The 15,489-nt window shown below is 72.3% G+C and carries 13 protein-coding genes; 2 read left to right on the top strand and 11 right to left on the bottom strand.

Annotated features, from left to right (window positions below; translation table 11 throughout):
* Positions 1–100 precede the first annotated feature (100 nt).
* The 4 genes from ACGFR7_RS25040 to ACGFR7_RS25025 all read right to left on the bottom strand — a co-directional run bounded on the left by ACGFR7_RS25040 (position 101) and on the right by ACGFR7_RS25025 (position 3,335).
* A complete protein-coding gene (locus ACGFR7_RS25040) occupies positions 101–1,567 on the bottom strand; it encodes an amino acid permease (RefSeq protein ID WP_393323317.1) in 1,467 nt (488 codons plus the stop codon).
* A gap of 125 nt (positions 1,568–1,692) precedes the next feature.
* Positions 1,693–1,908 carry a dodecin gene (locus ACGFR7_RS25035; RefSeq protein WP_350255780.1) on the bottom strand — a complete coding sequence of 72 codons (216 nt, stop codon included), beginning with the start codon at positions 1,906–1,908 and terminating at the stop codon, positions 1,693–1,695.
* 175 nt (positions 1,909–2,083) lie between these two features.
* Positions 2,084–2,545, bottom strand: a complete 462-nt coding sequence (locus ACGFR7_RS25030; RefSeq protein WP_393323314.1) for a universal stress protein — start codon at positions 2,543–2,545, stop codon at positions 2,084–2,086.
* A gap of 64 nt (positions 2,546–2,609) precedes the next feature.
* Positions 2,610–3,335, bottom strand: coding sequence for a PAS domain-containing protein (locus tag ACGFR7_RS25025; protein ID WP_393323312.1), 726 nt, complete (start codon positions 3,333–3,335; stop codon positions 2,610–2,612).
* 106 nt (positions 3,336–3,441) lie between these two features.
* Here ACGFR7_RS25025 and ACGFR7_RS25020 point away from each other — a divergent pair, with 106 nt between their 5' ends.
* Positions 3,442–6,618 (top strand): bifunctional cytochrome P450/NADPH--P450 reductase, encoded by a 3,177-nt coding sequence (locus ACGFR7_RS25020; RefSeq protein WP_393323310.1) that lies wholly within the window; start codon positions 3,442–3,444, stop codon positions 6,616–6,618.
* A gap of 152 nt (positions 6,619–6,770) precedes the next feature.
* Here ACGFR7_RS25020 and ACGFR7_RS25015 read toward each other — a convergent pair whose 3' ends face one another.
* A complete protein-coding gene (locus tag ACGFR7_RS25015) occupies positions 6,771–7,310 on the bottom strand; it encodes a DUF2165 domain-containing protein (RefSeq protein WP_393323307.1) in 540 nt (179 codons plus the stop codon).
* Positions 7,311–7,484: 174 nt separating this feature from the next.
* Here ACGFR7_RS25015 and ACGFR7_RS25010 point away from each other — a divergent pair, with 174 nt between their 5' ends.
* Positions 7,485–8,519: a phosphatidylinositol-specific phospholipase C domain-containing protein gene (locus ACGFR7_RS25010; RefSeq protein ID WP_393323304.1), complete on the top strand. Its 1,035-nt coding sequence runs from the start codon at positions 7,485–7,487 to the stop codon at positions 8,517–8,519.
* On the opposite strand, the gene ACGFR7_RS25005 is transcribed toward ACGFR7_RS25010, so the two are convergent.
* The 6 genes from ACGFR7_RS25005 to egtA form a co-directional block, all read right to left on the bottom strand.
* Entirely contained in the window at positions 8,491–9,630 is a 1,140-nt protein-coding gene (locus ACGFR7_RS25005) for a trypsin-like serine peptidase (RefSeq protein WP_393323301.1), read from the bottom strand. The two genes, ACGFR7_RS25010 and ACGFR7_RS25005, sit on opposite strands and share 29 nt — an antisense overlap.
* A 343-nt stretch (positions 9,631–9,973) precedes the next feature.
* Entirely contained in the window at positions 9,974–10,903 is a 930-nt protein-coding gene (locus ACGFR7_RS25000) for a phosphatidylinositol-specific phospholipase C (protein ID WP_393323298.1), read from the bottom strand.
* 145 nt (positions 10,904–11,048) lie between these two features.
* On the bottom strand, positions 11,049–12,011 hold the full coding sequence (egtD, locus tag ACGFR7_RS24995) for an L-histidine N(alpha)-methyltransferase (RefSeq protein WP_393323295.1): 963 nt from the start codon (positions 12,009–12,011) through the stop codon (positions 11,049–11,051).
* Complete coding sequence (gene egtC / locus ACGFR7_RS24990) at positions 12,008–12,763, bottom strand: ergothioneine biosynthesis protein EgtC (RefSeq protein WP_393323292.1); 756 nt, start codon at positions 12,761–12,763, stop codon at positions 12,008–12,010. Before egtC ends, egtD begins: the two co-directional genes overlap by 4 nt.
* A 37-nt stretch (positions 12,764–12,800) precedes the next feature.
* Positions 12,801–14,120, bottom strand: coding sequence for an ergothioneine biosynthesis protein EgtB (egtB, locus tag ACGFR7_RS24985; RefSeq protein ID WP_393323289.1), 1,320 nt, complete (start codon positions 14,118–14,120; stop codon positions 12,801–12,803).
* Positions 14,117–15,394 carry an ergothioneine biosynthesis glutamate--cysteine ligase EgtA gene (gene egtA / locus ACGFR7_RS24980; protein WP_393323287.1) on the bottom strand — a complete coding sequence of 426 codons (1,278 nt, stop codon included), beginning with the start codon at positions 15,392–15,394 and terminating at the stop codon, positions 14,117–14,119. The genes egtB and egtA overlap by 4 nt, the downstream gene beginning before the upstream one ends.
* Positions 15,395–15,489 lie beyond the last annotated feature (95 nt).

Raw genomic sequence — 15,489 nt, 5'->3', positions numbered from 1 at the left:
CAGGCGGGGGCCGGCGGGATGTCGTCCGCCGGTCCCCGCGGTTCACCGCCGCGTGCTTCACCGCTGCGTGCTTCACCGTTGCGCGGTCAGTGACCGCGGCTCACGGCCGCGCTCCGCCGCTCGTCCCGCCCCCGCTCCCGCCGCCGGCGCTGGCCCGCTCCGCCCGTGCCAGGTTCGAGCGGCGGTAGGAGTAGGTGAAGTAGATGACCATGCCGATCAGGAACCAGACCACGAACCGCACCCAGGTCTGCCATTCCAGGAACGTGATCAGCCAGATCGAGAAGCACACCCCGATGGCCGGCACCACCGGCATCCCCGGTGTACGGAACGTCCGCGGCAGTTCGGGACGCTTGTAGCGGAGCACGATCACCGCGATGCAGACCACCACGAACGCGAGCAGGATGCCGATATTGGTCAGCTCGGCGGCCTCGCCGATCGGGAGGAAGCCCGCGATGGCCGCGGAGGCGAAGCCGACGATCCAGGTCACCCGGGTCGGCACATGGTGCTTGGGGCTGGTCTTGGCGAACCACTTCGGCAGCAGTCCGTCCCGGCTCATCGAGAACCACACCCGGGTCACGCCGAGCATGAAGGTGAACATGACGGTCAGGATGCCGATGATCGCGCCGACCGCGATGACATCCGCCAGACCGCTCAGGCCCACCGACTTGAACGCCGTGGAGAAGCCGCTCTCCGGGTCGATCTGCTTGTAGTTCTGCATACCCGTCAGGACCAGGCAGGCCAGGACGTACAGCACCATCGAGATGGCCAGCGAATACATGATCGCCTTGGGCATATGGCGCTGGGCGTCCTTGGACTCCTCGGCCGCGGTGCTCATCGCGTCATAGCCGAAGACCGCGAAGAAGACGGTGGCCGCGCCGGTGAAGGCCCCGCTCACGCCGAACGGGAAGAACGGCGTGTAGTTCGCGGTCTTGATGTGGAAGAAGCCGACCGCGATCACCACGATGACCACCAGGACCTTCAGGGCCACCACGATCGTCTCGAAGCGTGCGGCGTTCTTGATGCCCAGGGTCAGCAGATAGGCGATCAGGAGGCAGAGCACCGCGGCGAAGAGGTCCACCTGGTGTCCCGGCCCCGTTCCCGGCGCGCCCAGCATCCAGGCGGGCAGATCGAGGCCCATTTCGCCGAGCAGGAAGCCGAAGTAGCCGGAGATGCCGATCGCGACCACCGCCACGATCGCGGTGTACTCCAGCAGCAGGTCCCAGCCGATGAACCAGCCCGCCACCTCGCCGAGGACCGCGTAACCGTAGGTGTAGGCCGAGCCCGCCTTCGGGATCAGGCCGGCGAATTCCGCGTACGAGAACGCGGCCGCAGCGCTCGCGATGCCCGCGATGAGGAAGGAGATCAGGACCGCGGGTCCGGCCTTCCCGTTCGCGACGGTGCCGGCCAGCGTGAAGATTCCCGCGCCGATGATGCCGCCCACGCCGATGGCCGTCAGCTGCCACAGGCCGAGCGCACGGGTGAGCTGTTCGCTCGCGGTGCCTTCCGCTTCTTCAATGTGTTCGATCGGTTTACGGCGCAAAATGCCCTGTCCCGCGCGCAGACCCATACGTCATTCCTCCGTACGCTCCGTCGTGGTCCGACGGCGGATCATCATGGACCCTCGGGGGCGAGGAGGGAAGGCGACTCCCTAGTACTGCCGGGACTCGCCGGGAGACGTACACGGGAGAGGAGTCAATCGGCGTCCTCAAGCCGGAATCCGACCTTCAGGCCGACTTGGTAATGGTCGATCTCGCCGTCGACGATATGCCCGCGTACCTGGCTGATCTCGAACCAGTCGAGGTTGCGCAGGGTCTGCGAGGCGCGCTTGATGCCATTCTCGATCGCGGCGTCCACGCTCTCCTGGGACGTACCGACGATCTCGGTCACGCGATACGTGCGGTCGGTCACGGTGGTCTCCCTCGCCGGGGCGGCGCTCCGCCCGTGCACTGTCCACCGTGCCTCAGGGCGGCCCGCCCCACCAGCGGAGCGTCGGGGCGGGCCCTGGGGGCGCCCGGCTCAGGGGCCGACGGTGACCCGGCCGGCGTCCGGCTCAGGGGCCGACGGTGACCGGCCGGCGTCCGGCTCAGGGGACGACGGTGACCGGCCAGCGCCCGGCCTTGACCAGGCGCACCGCGACCGAGCCCATGATGCGGTGCCCGGCCTGCTCCGAGGCGCCGACCACCACGGCGTCGGCCTTGAGCTCGTCGGCCATCTGCACCATGCCGTTGTACGGGTCGCCGCGCAGGGTGTGGAACTCCCAGCGCAGGCTGTATATCCCCGCCAGCCGCTCGGTCGCCTTGCGGATCTCGGCCATCAGCTCCTCGGCGACCTCGTCGGTCGCATCCGCGACCGGGGCACCCATCGCGGCGCCGGCCGGCAGCACCGGCTGGACGTAGACCAGCACCAGCTTCGAGGACTGGCGCCTGGCCAGGCCCGCCGCGTACGAGGCGGCACGCCACGACGAGTCGGAGCCGTCGATGCCGACGACGATGACCTTCGGGCCGTCCGTTCCGCGCTCGAACGGCGCGGCTGCGTTCTCCTCCACACCAGGGAGGTTATCCGCACAGGTGTGCTGGCGGAGTGCCGGGCCCGCACAGACTGCGGCCCGGTCAGGCGGGGGCCGGGGGCCAGCTGTCCGGGGAGAGCACGCCCAGCACATACGCCCTGGCGACCAGCGCGGTACGACCCTGCACCCGCCAGCGACGGGCCAGCCGGGTGAGGTGGTAGTTCACCCCGTCGACCGTCAGCCCCAGTGCCGTACCGATCGACGCCGTGGTCGCGCCGCCCGCGGCCAGCGCCAGGATCCGGGCCTCCACCGGGCTCGCCGCACCGCGCGCTGCCGGCTGCGGGGCGCTGTCACGCACCCGCAGCAGCGCCAGCAGCGCGGGCGGGTTCACCGAGGGGTCACCCACCGGGTCGATGGTCAGCTCCCCTTCCCGCTCGGCCCCGTCCGTCCCGGCGCGCCAGCGCACCTCGACCGGATAGCGGGAACGGCGTCCCAGGCGCAGGGCCTCGGTGAGCCGGTCGAGCTGGGCCATCGCGCGGGGTTCGAACAGGTCCAGCAGGTTGCGGCCACGCAGCTGTCCCGGGGCCGTGCCCCACTGCTCGGCCATCGCCGGATTGGCGATCAGGACCTCGCCGTGGGCCCGGCACACCGCGATCGGCGTGGGGATGCGGTCCAGCAGGATCAGGAAGTAGTTGCGCCACGGGCCGCCCGCGTACGGCCCGGCCGGATCGATGTATGTGCGCTCACAGGGCGCCTTGTCCCCTCCGTCCGCATCCGTACCCGCATCCGCAGCCGCGTCCGGCGTTCGGTCGGCAGTCCCGTTGTCCATTGCCCCTTCTCAGGTCCGTGCGCAAGAGCGAGCACCGAAAAACCACTGCACAATCATGCAGTTGTCCGGGCGTGACCTGCACGTGGGGGCCTGCACGCTTGGAGACATGACCGACACCATCGCGCTCCACAGCGACGAACGCGCCGCCGATGACGGCATTCCGGTGGCCGACCTCACGGCGTCCGGGCTCACCCACACGCCCATCCAGCAGTCCATGGACCTCGCCCGGCTTCACGGCCCGGTCTTCAAGCGCAAGTTCGGCGAGCGCGAGACGCTGTTCCTCTCCTCGCTGGACCTGGTCACCGAGGTGGCCGACGAGTCCCGCTTCGCCAAGGGCGTGTCGGTCGTCCTGGAGAACGTCAGAGAGTTCGCCGGTGACGGTCTGTTCACCGCTTACAACGACGAGCCGAACTGGGCCAAGGCACACGAGGTCCTGATGCCGGCGTTCGCGCTCGGCTCGATGCGCACCTACCACCCGGCGATGCTCAAGGTGGCCCGCCGGGTCATGGCGTCCTGGGACCGGCGGGTGGCCGACGGCACGCCCGTCCAGGTCGCCGAGGACATGACCCGGATGACGCTGGACACCATCGGGCTCGCCGGCTTCGGCTTCGACTTCGAGTCGTTCTCCCGCGGTGACAGCGCGCATCCGTTCGTCGAGGCGATGGTGCGCTGCCTCGAATGGAGCATGACGAAGTTCTCCCGCGACCCCGGCGCGGACCACTCCGCGGCGGACACGGCGTTCCAGGCCGACGCCGACTATCTCGCGTCGGTCGTCGACGAGGTCATCGCCGCCCGGACGGAGAGCGGCGAGACCGGGGACGACGACCTGCTGGGCCTGATGCTCGGCGCCGGCGCCCAGGGCGACGGCACGCCGGCCCTTGACCTCGCCAACATCCGCAACCAGGTCATCACCTTCCTGATCGCCGGCCACGAGACCACCTCGGGCGCGCTCTCCTTCGCCCTCTACCACCTGCTCAAGGACCCGCTCGCGCTGCGCATGGTCCAGCGCGAGGCCGATGAGCTGTGGGGCGACCGGAGTGACCCCGACCCCTCGTTCGAGGACATCGGCCGGCTGCCCTTCACCCGCCAGGTCCTCAACGAGGCGCTGCGGCTGTGGCCCACCGCGGCCGCCTTCACCCGGCAGGCCCGCGAGGACACACTGCTCGGCGGCCGCTACCCGGTGAAGGCGGGGGAGCTGGTCACCGTGCTGACCCCGATGCTGCACCGCGACCCCGCCTGGGGCGACAACCCCGAGCTGTTCGACCCGTCCCGCTTCAGCCCGGAGGCCGAGGCGGCCCGCTCGCCGCATGCCTACAAGCCGTTCGGGACCGGTGAACGCGCCTGCATCGGGCGGCAGTTCGCGCTCCACGAGGCGACCATGCTGCTCGCCCTCCTCGCGCACCGCTACCGCCTGATCGACCACGGCGACTACCGGCTGCGCATCAAGGAGACGCTGACCCTCAAGCCCGAGGAGTTCACCCTCACCCTGGCCGCCCGTACGCCCGCCGACCGGGCCGCGGTCCGCGCCGCGCTGGCCGTGCTCCCCGGCGGCGGCGCCGGCACCGCGGACGACCCCGCGACCGACGACGGGCTGCCCACCCGCGCCGTCCAGGGCACCGGCCTGCTGCTGTTGCACGGCAGCAACTACGGCACCTGCCGGGAGTTCGCCGAACGGCTCGCCGACGAGGCCACCGGGCTCGGCTTCGCCGCCGACGTGGCGCCGCTGGACGCATACGCCGGTGCGCTGCCCGCCGACCGGCCCGTCGTCATCGTCGCCGCCTCCTACAACGGCCGGCCCACCGACGACGCGGCCGCCTTCGTGAGCTGGCTGAACACCGCGCAGGACGGCGCCGCCACGGGTATCCCGTTCGCCGTCCTCGGCGTCGGCGACCGCAACTGGGCCGCCACCTACCAGCACATACCGACCCTCATCGACGACCGGCTCGACGCGCTCGGCGGCGACCGGCTGCTGCCGCGGGCCGAGGCGGATGCCTCCGGCGACTTGGGCGGCACCGTCAAGGAGTTCACCGCGGCGCTGCGCACCCGGCTGCTGACGCGCTACGGCGACCCGGCGAGCATCGGCGCGAGCGCACCGGACGCCGAGGACACCGGCTACACCGTCACCGAGATCACCGGCGGCCCGCTGGACGCGCTCGCCGCCCGCCACGACCTCGTCCCGATGACCGTCACCGAGGCCCGCGACCTGACCGCCGAGGGCTGGCCGCGGCCCAAGCGCTTCCTGCGGATCGCCCTGCCGGACGGCGTCGGCTACCGCACCGCCGACCACCTCGCCGTGCTGCCGGCCAACGCCCCGGCCGCCGTCGAACGGGCCGCTCACGCCCTCGGCGCCGACCCGGACACCGTCCTCGCCCTGTACTCCGGCCGCCGCCCGAGCCGCGACACCCTGCCCGTCGACCGGCCCCTGACGGTGCGCGAACTGCTCACCCACCACCTTGAGCTGGGCATGCGGCCCACACCGGAGCAGGTAGCCGTGCTCGCCGCGCTCAACCCCTGCCCGCCCGAGCGCCACGCCCTGGAGAACCTTGCCGAGGACGATCCGCGCAGCGTGATCGACCTGATCGAGGCCCACCCGGCGCTGCGCGGCGCGCTGCCCTGGCCGACGGTCCTGGAGCTGCTGCCGGCCCTGCGCATCCGGCACTACTCCCTGTCGTCCTCACCCGCCGCCGACCCCCGGCACGCCGATCTGATGGTCTCGCTGCTGCCCGGCGGTACCGGCTCGACCCATCTGCACGCCCTGCGGCCCGGCGACACCGTCCTGGCCCGTGTCCAGCCCTGCCGCGAGGCCTTCCGCCTCGATGCGGACGATGACACCCCTGTCATCCTCATCGCGGCGGGTACCGGTCTCGCGCCGTTCCGCGGCGCCGTCGCCGACCGCCTCGCCGCGGGCCAGAAGGCCCCCGCCCGGCTCTACTTCGGCTGCGACGACCCGGAAGGGGACTTCCTGCACGCCGCGGAGTTCGCCGCCGCCGAGGCCGCCGGTGTCCTCTCGATGCGCCCCGTCTTCAGCGAGCGTCCCGAGCGGGGCCACCGCTTCGTCCAGCACCGGATCGCCGCCGAGGGGGCCGAGGTGTGGGAGCTGCTGCAGTCCGGCGCGCGGGTGTACGTCTGCGGTGACGGCAACCGGATGGCACCGGGCGTACGGGCCGCCTTCCGCGAGCTGCACGCCGCGAGCACCGGCGCCTCGCCCCAGGAGTCCGAGGCCTGGCTGCGCGAACTGACCGCCTCAGGCCGCTACATCGAGGACGTGTACGCGGCGGGCTGAGGCCCGGGGCTCTGCTCCCGGCGGGCCGGATCACCCGCCGGGCCGGATCACCCGCCGGGCCGGATCACCCGGCGGGCCGGATCTTCCGGCCCGCCGGGGCCGCGGGGTGGGGGCAAGAGGGCGTGGCGGGGAGCGGTGGGCCGGGGTGCCCGCTACTCCCCGCTTCCCTGTTTCCCGGCCGCACCCGGCAGATGGACCACCACCAGCGCGATCCCGGCGACCGTGAAGTTGCGGGTCGCGGCCTCCAGCCCGTTCCACTGCTTGGACTGCCACATCGCGAACCACTCGCCGCCTATCGCGAGGAAGCCCACCCCGAACAGCAGCACCATCATCAGCAGCCCGAACGTGCTCATCCGCCGGGCCCGGACGATGCTGCCGCGCCGGGCGCCGACGACCCACAGCGCGGTGGCCGCGAGCAGCACCACCGCGGCCACCGTCTCCCAGACGATGATCCCCAGATACGCGGCGTCCTGCAGCCCCTGCGAGGTGAGGGCCCGCCACATCAGGTCCGGGTCCTTGAACGTGGTGTCCATGGCCAGCACATGGCGGACGAAGTCCCGGTTCGTGTCGAAGTCGGTGATGTTGCCGAAGGCGACGAGTGAGATGTAGAGCGCGACCGTCCCGGTGAGCACGGCCGCGGCGAGCGGCAATCCGGTACGTGGTGCGAGTTCGGTGGGGTGTCTGTCGGTCATGCGCCCTCCACGGCGGTTCCTGTCATCTGCTGTTTCCTTGTCTGTCGAGACCCTTATGGTCCCTCATCCGTCGAACTCCCGTACGCTGCTCCCCGGTCGACCGGGGGACGCGCCGGTCGAAGGGGCGTTCGGGAGCAGTGCCGGCGGCCGAAGACCTAGAGGAAAGCGGGGCACATGAACGGGAAGCGGTGTGTGGGAACGGTAGCCGTCGCGGCGGCGGCAGTGGTCGCGGTGAGCGGACCTGCGGTCGCCGAGCCGACCGCCACGACATACGGCACCAGCACGTCCGTGGGCGTCCACAACGCTTATGACAAGGAGAAGTACCACTACTTCGCGGACGCCCTGGACTCCGGCGCCGCACTGCTCGAACTCGACCTCTGGTCCAACGGGCTGGGCCGGTCCTGGCGGGTCTCGCACAGCAACCCGCTCGGGAACAACAGCAACTGCGAAGGCGCCGCGAACGCCTCGGAACTGCGCACCAAGAACCGCGATCAGGACTTCGCCGGCTGCCTGGCCGACATGAAGGCCTGGCACGACGCCCACCCAGGACACCGCCCGATCCTGCTCAAGGTCGAGATGAAGGACGGCTTCAACGCCAAGGGCGGCCGCGGGCCCGCCGAGTTCGATGCGCTGGTTCGGCAGAAGCTGGGCGATGCGGTCTACGGCCCCGGAGACCTCACCGGCCGGCACGCCACCGCCGACGAAGCCGTGCGGGCCGGCGGCTGGCCCTCCCGGGCCGACCTGGCGGGCAAGTTCCTGTTCGAGCTGATACCCGGCACGGTCGAGGAGAAGAACCCGTTCGACAAGCTGTGGACGGACGTCGAGTACGCCGGCCACCTCAAGGATCTTGCGGCGCAGGGGAAGCTGGCGCAGTCGACGGCGTTCCCCGCGGTGCACGGGGCCGCGCCCGGCGACCCCCGTGAGCGCTACACCGACCCGGCGCTGCGTCCCTGGTTCGTGGTCTTCGACGGCGACGCCGCGACGTATCTGAACGGCAGTATCGACACCTCCTGGTACGACACCCGCAACTACCTGCTCATCATGACCGACGCCCACAACGTGCCGCCGGTCATCGACGGCACCCACCCGACCGAGGCGCAGGCACTGGCCCGGGTCCGGCAACTCGCCGCGGCACACGCCAGCTTCGCCACCGCCGACTGGTACCCGCTGCCGTCCGTCCTCAAGACCGTGGTGCCGCGCGGGGCATGACACCGGACGCGGCGGCCCGGGCGCCGGGCTGGGCGGCCCGCGGGTCCGGCTCCGTGGTCGCCCGCCGGTAGAGCGCGGCCACGTCCGCGCCGAACCGGCTGCTGTACGAGACGAAGTCGTCACCGCCCTCGTCGAGACCTCCTATCACGCCGATCAGAGACCCGGTGCCGGTGGCCGGGTCGAGGTCGGTGAGCATCGGCCCGCCGCTCGTCCCGTTCGGGAAACCCGGGCAGATGAACCGGAGTTGGGTCGGACCTTGGGCGTCCGCCGTGTGCCGGCAGCTGACCGGGGAGTCCTGGTCCTCGGGGTAACCGGTCAGCTGCGCCGGGCGCCCGGCCGGTGCGCCGAACCGGATCCGTTCGGCGCCGGTGACGTCCTCGATCCGGCCGCCGGGCCGCCCTGCCCGGCGCACCCGCAGGAACGCCACGTCGTGGTCGGGGTCCCGGTCGCTGATCCAGCGCGGGTCGACATGAATCCGGGTGGGCACCCACAGTCCGTAGGGCGCGATCCCGTCGTGCAGGCCGGGCGCGAACACCAGCCGGGTACGGAAGCCGCCGTCGTGCACACAGTGCGCCGCGGTGACGATGAGGTCACCCCCGGGGGCGTGCACCACGCCGGCCGTGCAGTGGTGGACCGGGGCGCCGTCGTCGCCGGGGGAGAAGAGCGCACCGATCGCCGGTGCGGGCGCGGCCGGGGCCGCCCGCAGGGGCCGGGACGCCGTCAGCGGGACCGGTGCCCGCGGGGCCGCGGTCCCATCGCCGTACCGGGCCGTCACCGGCGGTCCCGGCCGCTCCTCGTAGGGGCCGGCGAGCACCGCGGCGGCGGCCTGCTCGCCGTCGGCCCGGGTCGCGAGATAGGAGCCGGTGGCGGTGTCCCCGGCGGCGAGGAACGGATCGCGCGACGGGGGCCCCAGGGCCAGCGCGGTGCTGCCCACGACCACGGTCAGCACCCCGAGCGCCAGGGTCGCCCGCAGTGGAACGCCGGCCCGGCCGCGGCCCGTGCAGGCCGGGCCGCCGGGACCGAGGCAGTCCTCGGCCGCCGGTGCCCCGGCGTGCCGGTCCGCCCCGCCGGCGCTGTCCGCCGGCTCGGTCCCGCGTGCGCTCGTCTCCACCAGCAGCCGCCTCGCCGCATCAGCCGGTATTACCCCGTCGGATGCTGGGGTGACACCGGAACCAGACATTTCACCCAGTCTGATGCAGGGACGCGTGCCGTGGTTCGGTCAGTTGGCGCAACTTTCCGCTCAGGCAGCGAAGATCACGGACAGAAACCGGCATCGGAACCCCGGCGCACCCGCCCTCCGAGGGGCCCTGCGGGCCGGGCGTGCCGGGTCAGCCGGCCGCGCCGCCGGAACCGGCCTCGCTGGGCCGGTCGGGTGACGCGCGCAGCGCCCCGCCCGGGCCCGGTCCGCAGCCTTGGCGGCGCCCCGTCCCGCGCGTGTCCGACGGCTGACCCGCTCACGCCGCGAGCCGCACCCCCTGCCCCGCGAGCTGGTGCCGGATCAGCGTTTCCGCCAGGCCGGCCTCGTTCGGGAAGTCCATCGGGACGATGCCCAGGCCCGCCCAGCCGCTGCCTTCCGGGCCCTCCAGCAGCCGCTTGACCTGCGGGTTGAGACGGTCCGCGTTGGAGCGGGGCGGAAGCAGCGCGGCGGTGCTGACGTAATTGACGAAGAGCTTGCCGGGCTGGGTGACGGCCTTGCGGAACTGGGCCTCGATCTTGGGGTACTTGCCGAACGGCTCCGCCATGTAGTCGTCCTGGATGTCGAACAGCTGTGGATCGGCGTAACGGACGCCGCCCAGGCCGTCGGAGTCCGCCAGCAGGACCACCCGGCCGCGGGCCTGGCCCAGCGCCGGCAGCCCGGCGTCCAGCCGGAACAGCGACCGGTAGCCCTTGTCGTCCAGGTAGATGCCGAAGATCCGGCGGAAGTCCTCCGCGCTGACCTCCGAGTACTCCTGCTTGACCCGCATCAGCACCGTCTCGGAGGGATGCGCCTGCAGGAACGCCCGGCAGGCGTTGAGCACATCACCGAACATCAACTCCTGGTAGAAGGCGCCGTGATGGATGGCGAAGACGTTGTCGACGGCCCGGCAGCGGACGTCCAGGAAGCGGATGCCGCTGTCGAGCTGGGCGTCGACGGGGGTGTTCTGGCAGGCGACCCAGGGGCCGCCCACCCGGGCACCCGAGTCATGGGTGCCGGGGATCGTCAGCCGCTGGACGGGGGTGGCGTCGCCGAGCGCCGACATCCAGTCCTGCACGGACAGCCGGGGCGCCCGGCGCTGGGCCGCGTTCGCCGTGTACTGCCCGCTGCCGGCACCCGCCAGCACTCCGGCGGCCGACAGCCCGGCCGCGCCCCGGAGGAAACCCCGTCGATCCAGTCCCAGCCCCATGCCGCTTCCCCTGTCCGTCGAGTCTGCGTGGGTGCGCGGCGGCAGCCCGGAGCGCACCGGTGACGGGGCATCGAACCACAGGGAGCGTACGAGCGGCACCCGGCCGGCGGACCCGAGGGTCACACCGGCCGGGAAGGGGCGGAAATCAGACGCGGAAGGACAGCGACAGCGCGAAGCGGTCCGTGCTGTCCGTCCACCAGCTGCTCAACTTCAGTCCGGCCGCCGCGAGTTCGGCCCGTACGCCTTCCTGGCGGAACTTGGCCGAGACCTCGGTCCGCAGATCCTCGCCCGCGGTGAAGCTCACCGCCAGATCCACCCCGGGAATCTTGACGGTCAGGTCCTTACGGGCCCGCAGGCGCATCTCGATCCACTCGCGCTCGGTGTTCCACAGGGCGACATGCTCGAAGTCCGCCGGGTCGAAGTCGCCGCCCAGTTCGCGGTTGATGACCTCCAGGACGTTCTTGTTGAACGCGGCCGTCACGCCCTGCGGGTCGTCGTAGGCGGCGACGAGCGTGGCCTCGTCCTTGACCAGGTCGGTGCCGAGCAGCAGCGCATCGCCCGGGGAGAGCATGGCGTGCACGGAGCGCAGGAACGCGGCGCGCTCCTCGGGGAGCAGATTGCCGATGGTGCCGCCGAGGAAGGCGAGCAGCCGCGGGCCGGGGGTGTCGGGGAGTTCGATGCCCTGCTGGAAGTCGGCGACCAGGGCATGGACGGTGAGCCCGGGATGCTCGGCGAGCAGCGTCTCACCCGCCACGGCCAGCGCGGATTCGCTGACGTCGATGGGCACGTAGGAGTGCAGTCCGGTCAGCGCGCCCAGGAGATGGCGGGTCTTGTCGGACGAGCCCGACCCCAGCTCGATCAGGGTGCGGGCCCCGGTGGCCGCGGCGATGTGATCGGCACGGGTGAGCAGGATCTCCCGCTCGGCGCGGGTCGGGTAGTAGTCGGGCAGCTTGGTGATGTCCTCGAACAGCTCGCTCCCGCGGGCGTCGTAGAACCACTTGGGCGGCAGCTGTTTGGGGGTACGGGACAGGCCCTGGGTGACATCGGCGCGCAGCGCGGCAGCGGTGGCGTCGGCAGGGAGGGTGCGGGTGATGCTGAGCGGGCTCACGTGGCGGGCTCCTTGAGCGGGGTGAGGTGGACCTCGGTCCCGGTGGCGCGCAGCAGGGTGCGGTCCGGGACCTCTCTCCAGTGGGGGGAATCGTCGTACGGTTCGGAGGCGACCACCGTGCCGCCTCGGGGAACGGCCAGGTGGCACAGCGTGTCGCCCCAGGTGGTGGCGGCGATGGCGGTGCCGTCGGTCAGCAGCAGGTTGAGCCGGGAAGCGGGCGCGGCCGCGGCGACCGCAGCCACCGTCCCGGCCAGCGCCTCGCCGAGTTCGTCGCCGCGGGCCAGCCGGTGGCGGACCAGCGCCCACAGGAACGCCGCATCGCAGCGGGCCGGCAGCCGCAGCAGCTCTCCCGGCGGCAGCTCGGCCGCCAGCGGGGCGAGCGAGTTCGGCCAGCCGGACACCGCGCCGTTGTGGCTGAACAGATAGCGCCCCTCGGCGTACGGCGCGGCCGCGGCCTCGGCGTCCGCACCGGCCACGGTGGCGTCGCGCACCGCGGCCAGCAGCGCGCCGGTGCGCACCACCCGCCCCAGGTCGGGCAGCAGATCGTCGCCCCAGATCGGCCCGGCCCGCCGGTAGCGGGCGGGCACCGGGTCGCCCGCCGCGTACCAGCCGACGCCGAACCCGTCGGCGTTGACCGTCCCGTACCGCTGCCGGCGCGGTTCCCACGACTGCCGGAGGAGGCTGTGCGGCGGGGCCAGCACCATCTCCCCGAAGGGGATCTCCGGTCCCAGATAAGCGAGGTGTCGGCACATCAGGCACCGGCCTCCCGGGTCGGCAGCGCAGCGGCCGTCATGCGTCCGCCGCCGGGTCGGCGTCCCGGGCGGTACGGAACCCGGAGAAGATCTGCCGGCGGACCGGCAGGTCCCAGTTGCGGAAGGTGCCCCGGCAGGCGACCGGGTCGACGGCGAACGAGCCGCCGCGCAGCACCTTGTACTCGTCGCCGAAGAACACCTCCGAGTACTCCCGGTAGGGGAAGGCGGCGAAGCCCGGATACGGCAGGAAGTCGCTCGCCGTCCACTCCCACACATCGCCGATCAGCTGGCGTACGCCGAGCGGCGACCCGCCCTCCGGGTAGCTGCCGATGGGCGCCGGCCGCAGATGCCGCTGGCCGAGGTTGGCATGCGCCGGTGTGGGGTCCTCGTCGCCCCAGGGGTAGCGCCTGGCCCGCCCGCTCGCCGGATCGTGCCGGGCGGCCTTCTCCCACTCGGCCTCGGTCGGCAGCCGCCGGCCTGCCCAGCGCGCATAGGCGTCCGCCTCGTACCAGCTCACATGCAGCACGGGCTCGTCCGGCGGCACCGGCTCGGTCACCCCGAACCTCCGGCGCAGCCACTGGCCCCCGTCGCGCTTCCAGAACAGCGGTGCCCGCAGCGAGTGCTCCTGCACCTGGGCCCAGCCCTCCGCCGCCCACCAACGCGGCTCCTCGTAGCCGCCGGCCTCGATGAACCGCTGGTAGGCGCCGTTGCTGACGGGGGTGGTGTCGATCAGGAAGGAGGGCACCAGCCGGTGGTGTGCGGGCCGCTCGTTGTCCAGCGCCCAGGGCTCGGTGGAGGTGCCCATGGAGAACGGCCCGCCGGGCACGAGGACTTCAGCGGGAAAGATGTCGTCGGGGGCGGGCGGTGGCTCGGGCGCGGTGAGGACGGCCGGGCCGCGGCGGAGCTGGTGTGTGATGAGCATGGTCTCGTCGTGCTGCTGCTCATGCTGCGCGATCATGCCGAAGGCGAAGCCGGAGTCGAGCAGCGGACCACCGTGCAGCTCGGCGCGCTCCAGGATGTCCAGCACCCGGCCGCGGACCTCGGCGACATAGCCGTGCGCCTCGTCGGGCGCGAGCAGCGGAAGCGAGGGGCGCCGGGCACGGGGGTGTTCGAAGGCGTCGTAGACGGAGTCGATGTCCGGGCGCAGCGCGTCCCGGCCGCCCACCGTGCGCAGCAGCCACTGCTCCTCCTGGTTGCCTATGTGCGCCAGGTCCCACACCAGCGGGGACATCAGCGGGGAGTGCTGCGCGATGAGGTCGGGATCCTCGACACAGGTGGTCAGCAGGCGGGTGCGGTCACGGGCGGCGAGCAGCGCCGAGGCCGCGCGCTCACGAAGGAGCTCGGGATCGAGGGTCACTGGCTGTCCTTCCCAACGATGAGATCGCCCTCCGCGGCGTACAGGGCGTCGAGATGATCGTCCGCGGGGCAGCGGCCGCGTGCCACATACCGTTCGGTGAACTCCGCGACCGCCGCCAGCACCTCGGGGGAGGCTCCGAGCCGTGGCAGGGCTTCCTGCGCGGCGGCGAAACAGGCCACCGCCGCCGCGTGCAGTTCCGGGTCGGTCAACGCCGCGCGGGCGGCGCGCCGCCACAGCGGATTGCGCGGGGCCGGCCGGGAGCCCGCCGTCTCCGCAAGGGGTTTGACGATGCGGTACGCCCGCTCCGCGGCCTCCGGGTCGTCGAACAGCGCGGCCGTGACGGCCAGCGGTACGACCCACCCGGCGTCGCCCGACTGCGCGTCGATCATCCGCAGTTCCAGATGGCCGCGCGGCCGTACCGGCGGGAAGAGGGTGGTGAGGTGGTAGTCCAGATCCTCCCGGGTGGGCGGTCTGGGCACGCCGGTACGGATCCACTCGCGGAAGGTGAGCCCCTCCGGCGCGTCCCAGGGCCCGTCCTCGGCGCGGATGCACATCACCGGAGCGTCCAGGACATACGCCACCCAGGCGGTGCGCGGGTCGGCCCCCTGCGGCGGGGCGAGCGTACGGCCCGGGTCGAGCTGCGACCAGACGACCTGGCGGGTGGTGCGGTAGCCGGTCGGGCAGCCCTCGCTGGTGGGCGAATTGGCGAAGGCCGCGGCCAGCACCGCGCCCAGCAGATGCGCCAGCAGCCAGCGCCGGCCGTGCCCGAGCGGCCCCGGCTCCTCGTAGCCGGCGTCCACACACACCTGCACGGACGCGGTGGCGCACATCATGGACCGCCCGGCGGAGCCCCAGCGGTCGAAGTACGTCTCCATGGCGTCGTAGCGCGGCTCGGTCAGCACCCGCTGCGGGCGGTGCCACGGATTGTGACCGTGGCCGGCCATGCCCAGGCCCATGGCCAGCATGGCGGGGCGGACCAGCGCGAGATCGGCGGTGACCGCCTCGATGCACTCGCTGAGGGTGCGGGCGGGGAGTGAGCTGAGCTCCAGCTGGCCGCCGGGCTCGAAGGTCAGCAGGGAGCTGAGGGGAAGGGCGCGCAACGTCGTTGCCGCGCTGTGCAGCCGGGCAGGTTCGATGGGACATCGGGGGTTGCGCGCGTCGTGGACCAGCCATTCGATCTCGACGCCGATGCGGCGCGGCGGCCCCGTCTTGAAGCATATTCCGCGCAGGTGAGCTTCCAGCTCCGCTTCTGTTTCCGCAGGCCGTACGGGCATGGAATCCCTCTCCCTGGTGGGGTGGCGGCAGGATTGCCGCCCTCCACCTAATCCGCTGCGGGCGATGCGCTCAAGGGCGCGTTCGCGCCGCGGTC

The organism is Streptomyces sp. NPDC048516 (assembly GCF_043199875.1).
In the GTDB taxonomy this organism is placed as follows: Bacteria; Actinomycetota; Actinomycetes; order Streptomycetales; family Streptomycetaceae; genus Streptomyces.
Note: the sequence above shows the minus strand (reverse complement) of the source record. Positions and strands in the feature narration are given on the sequence as shown.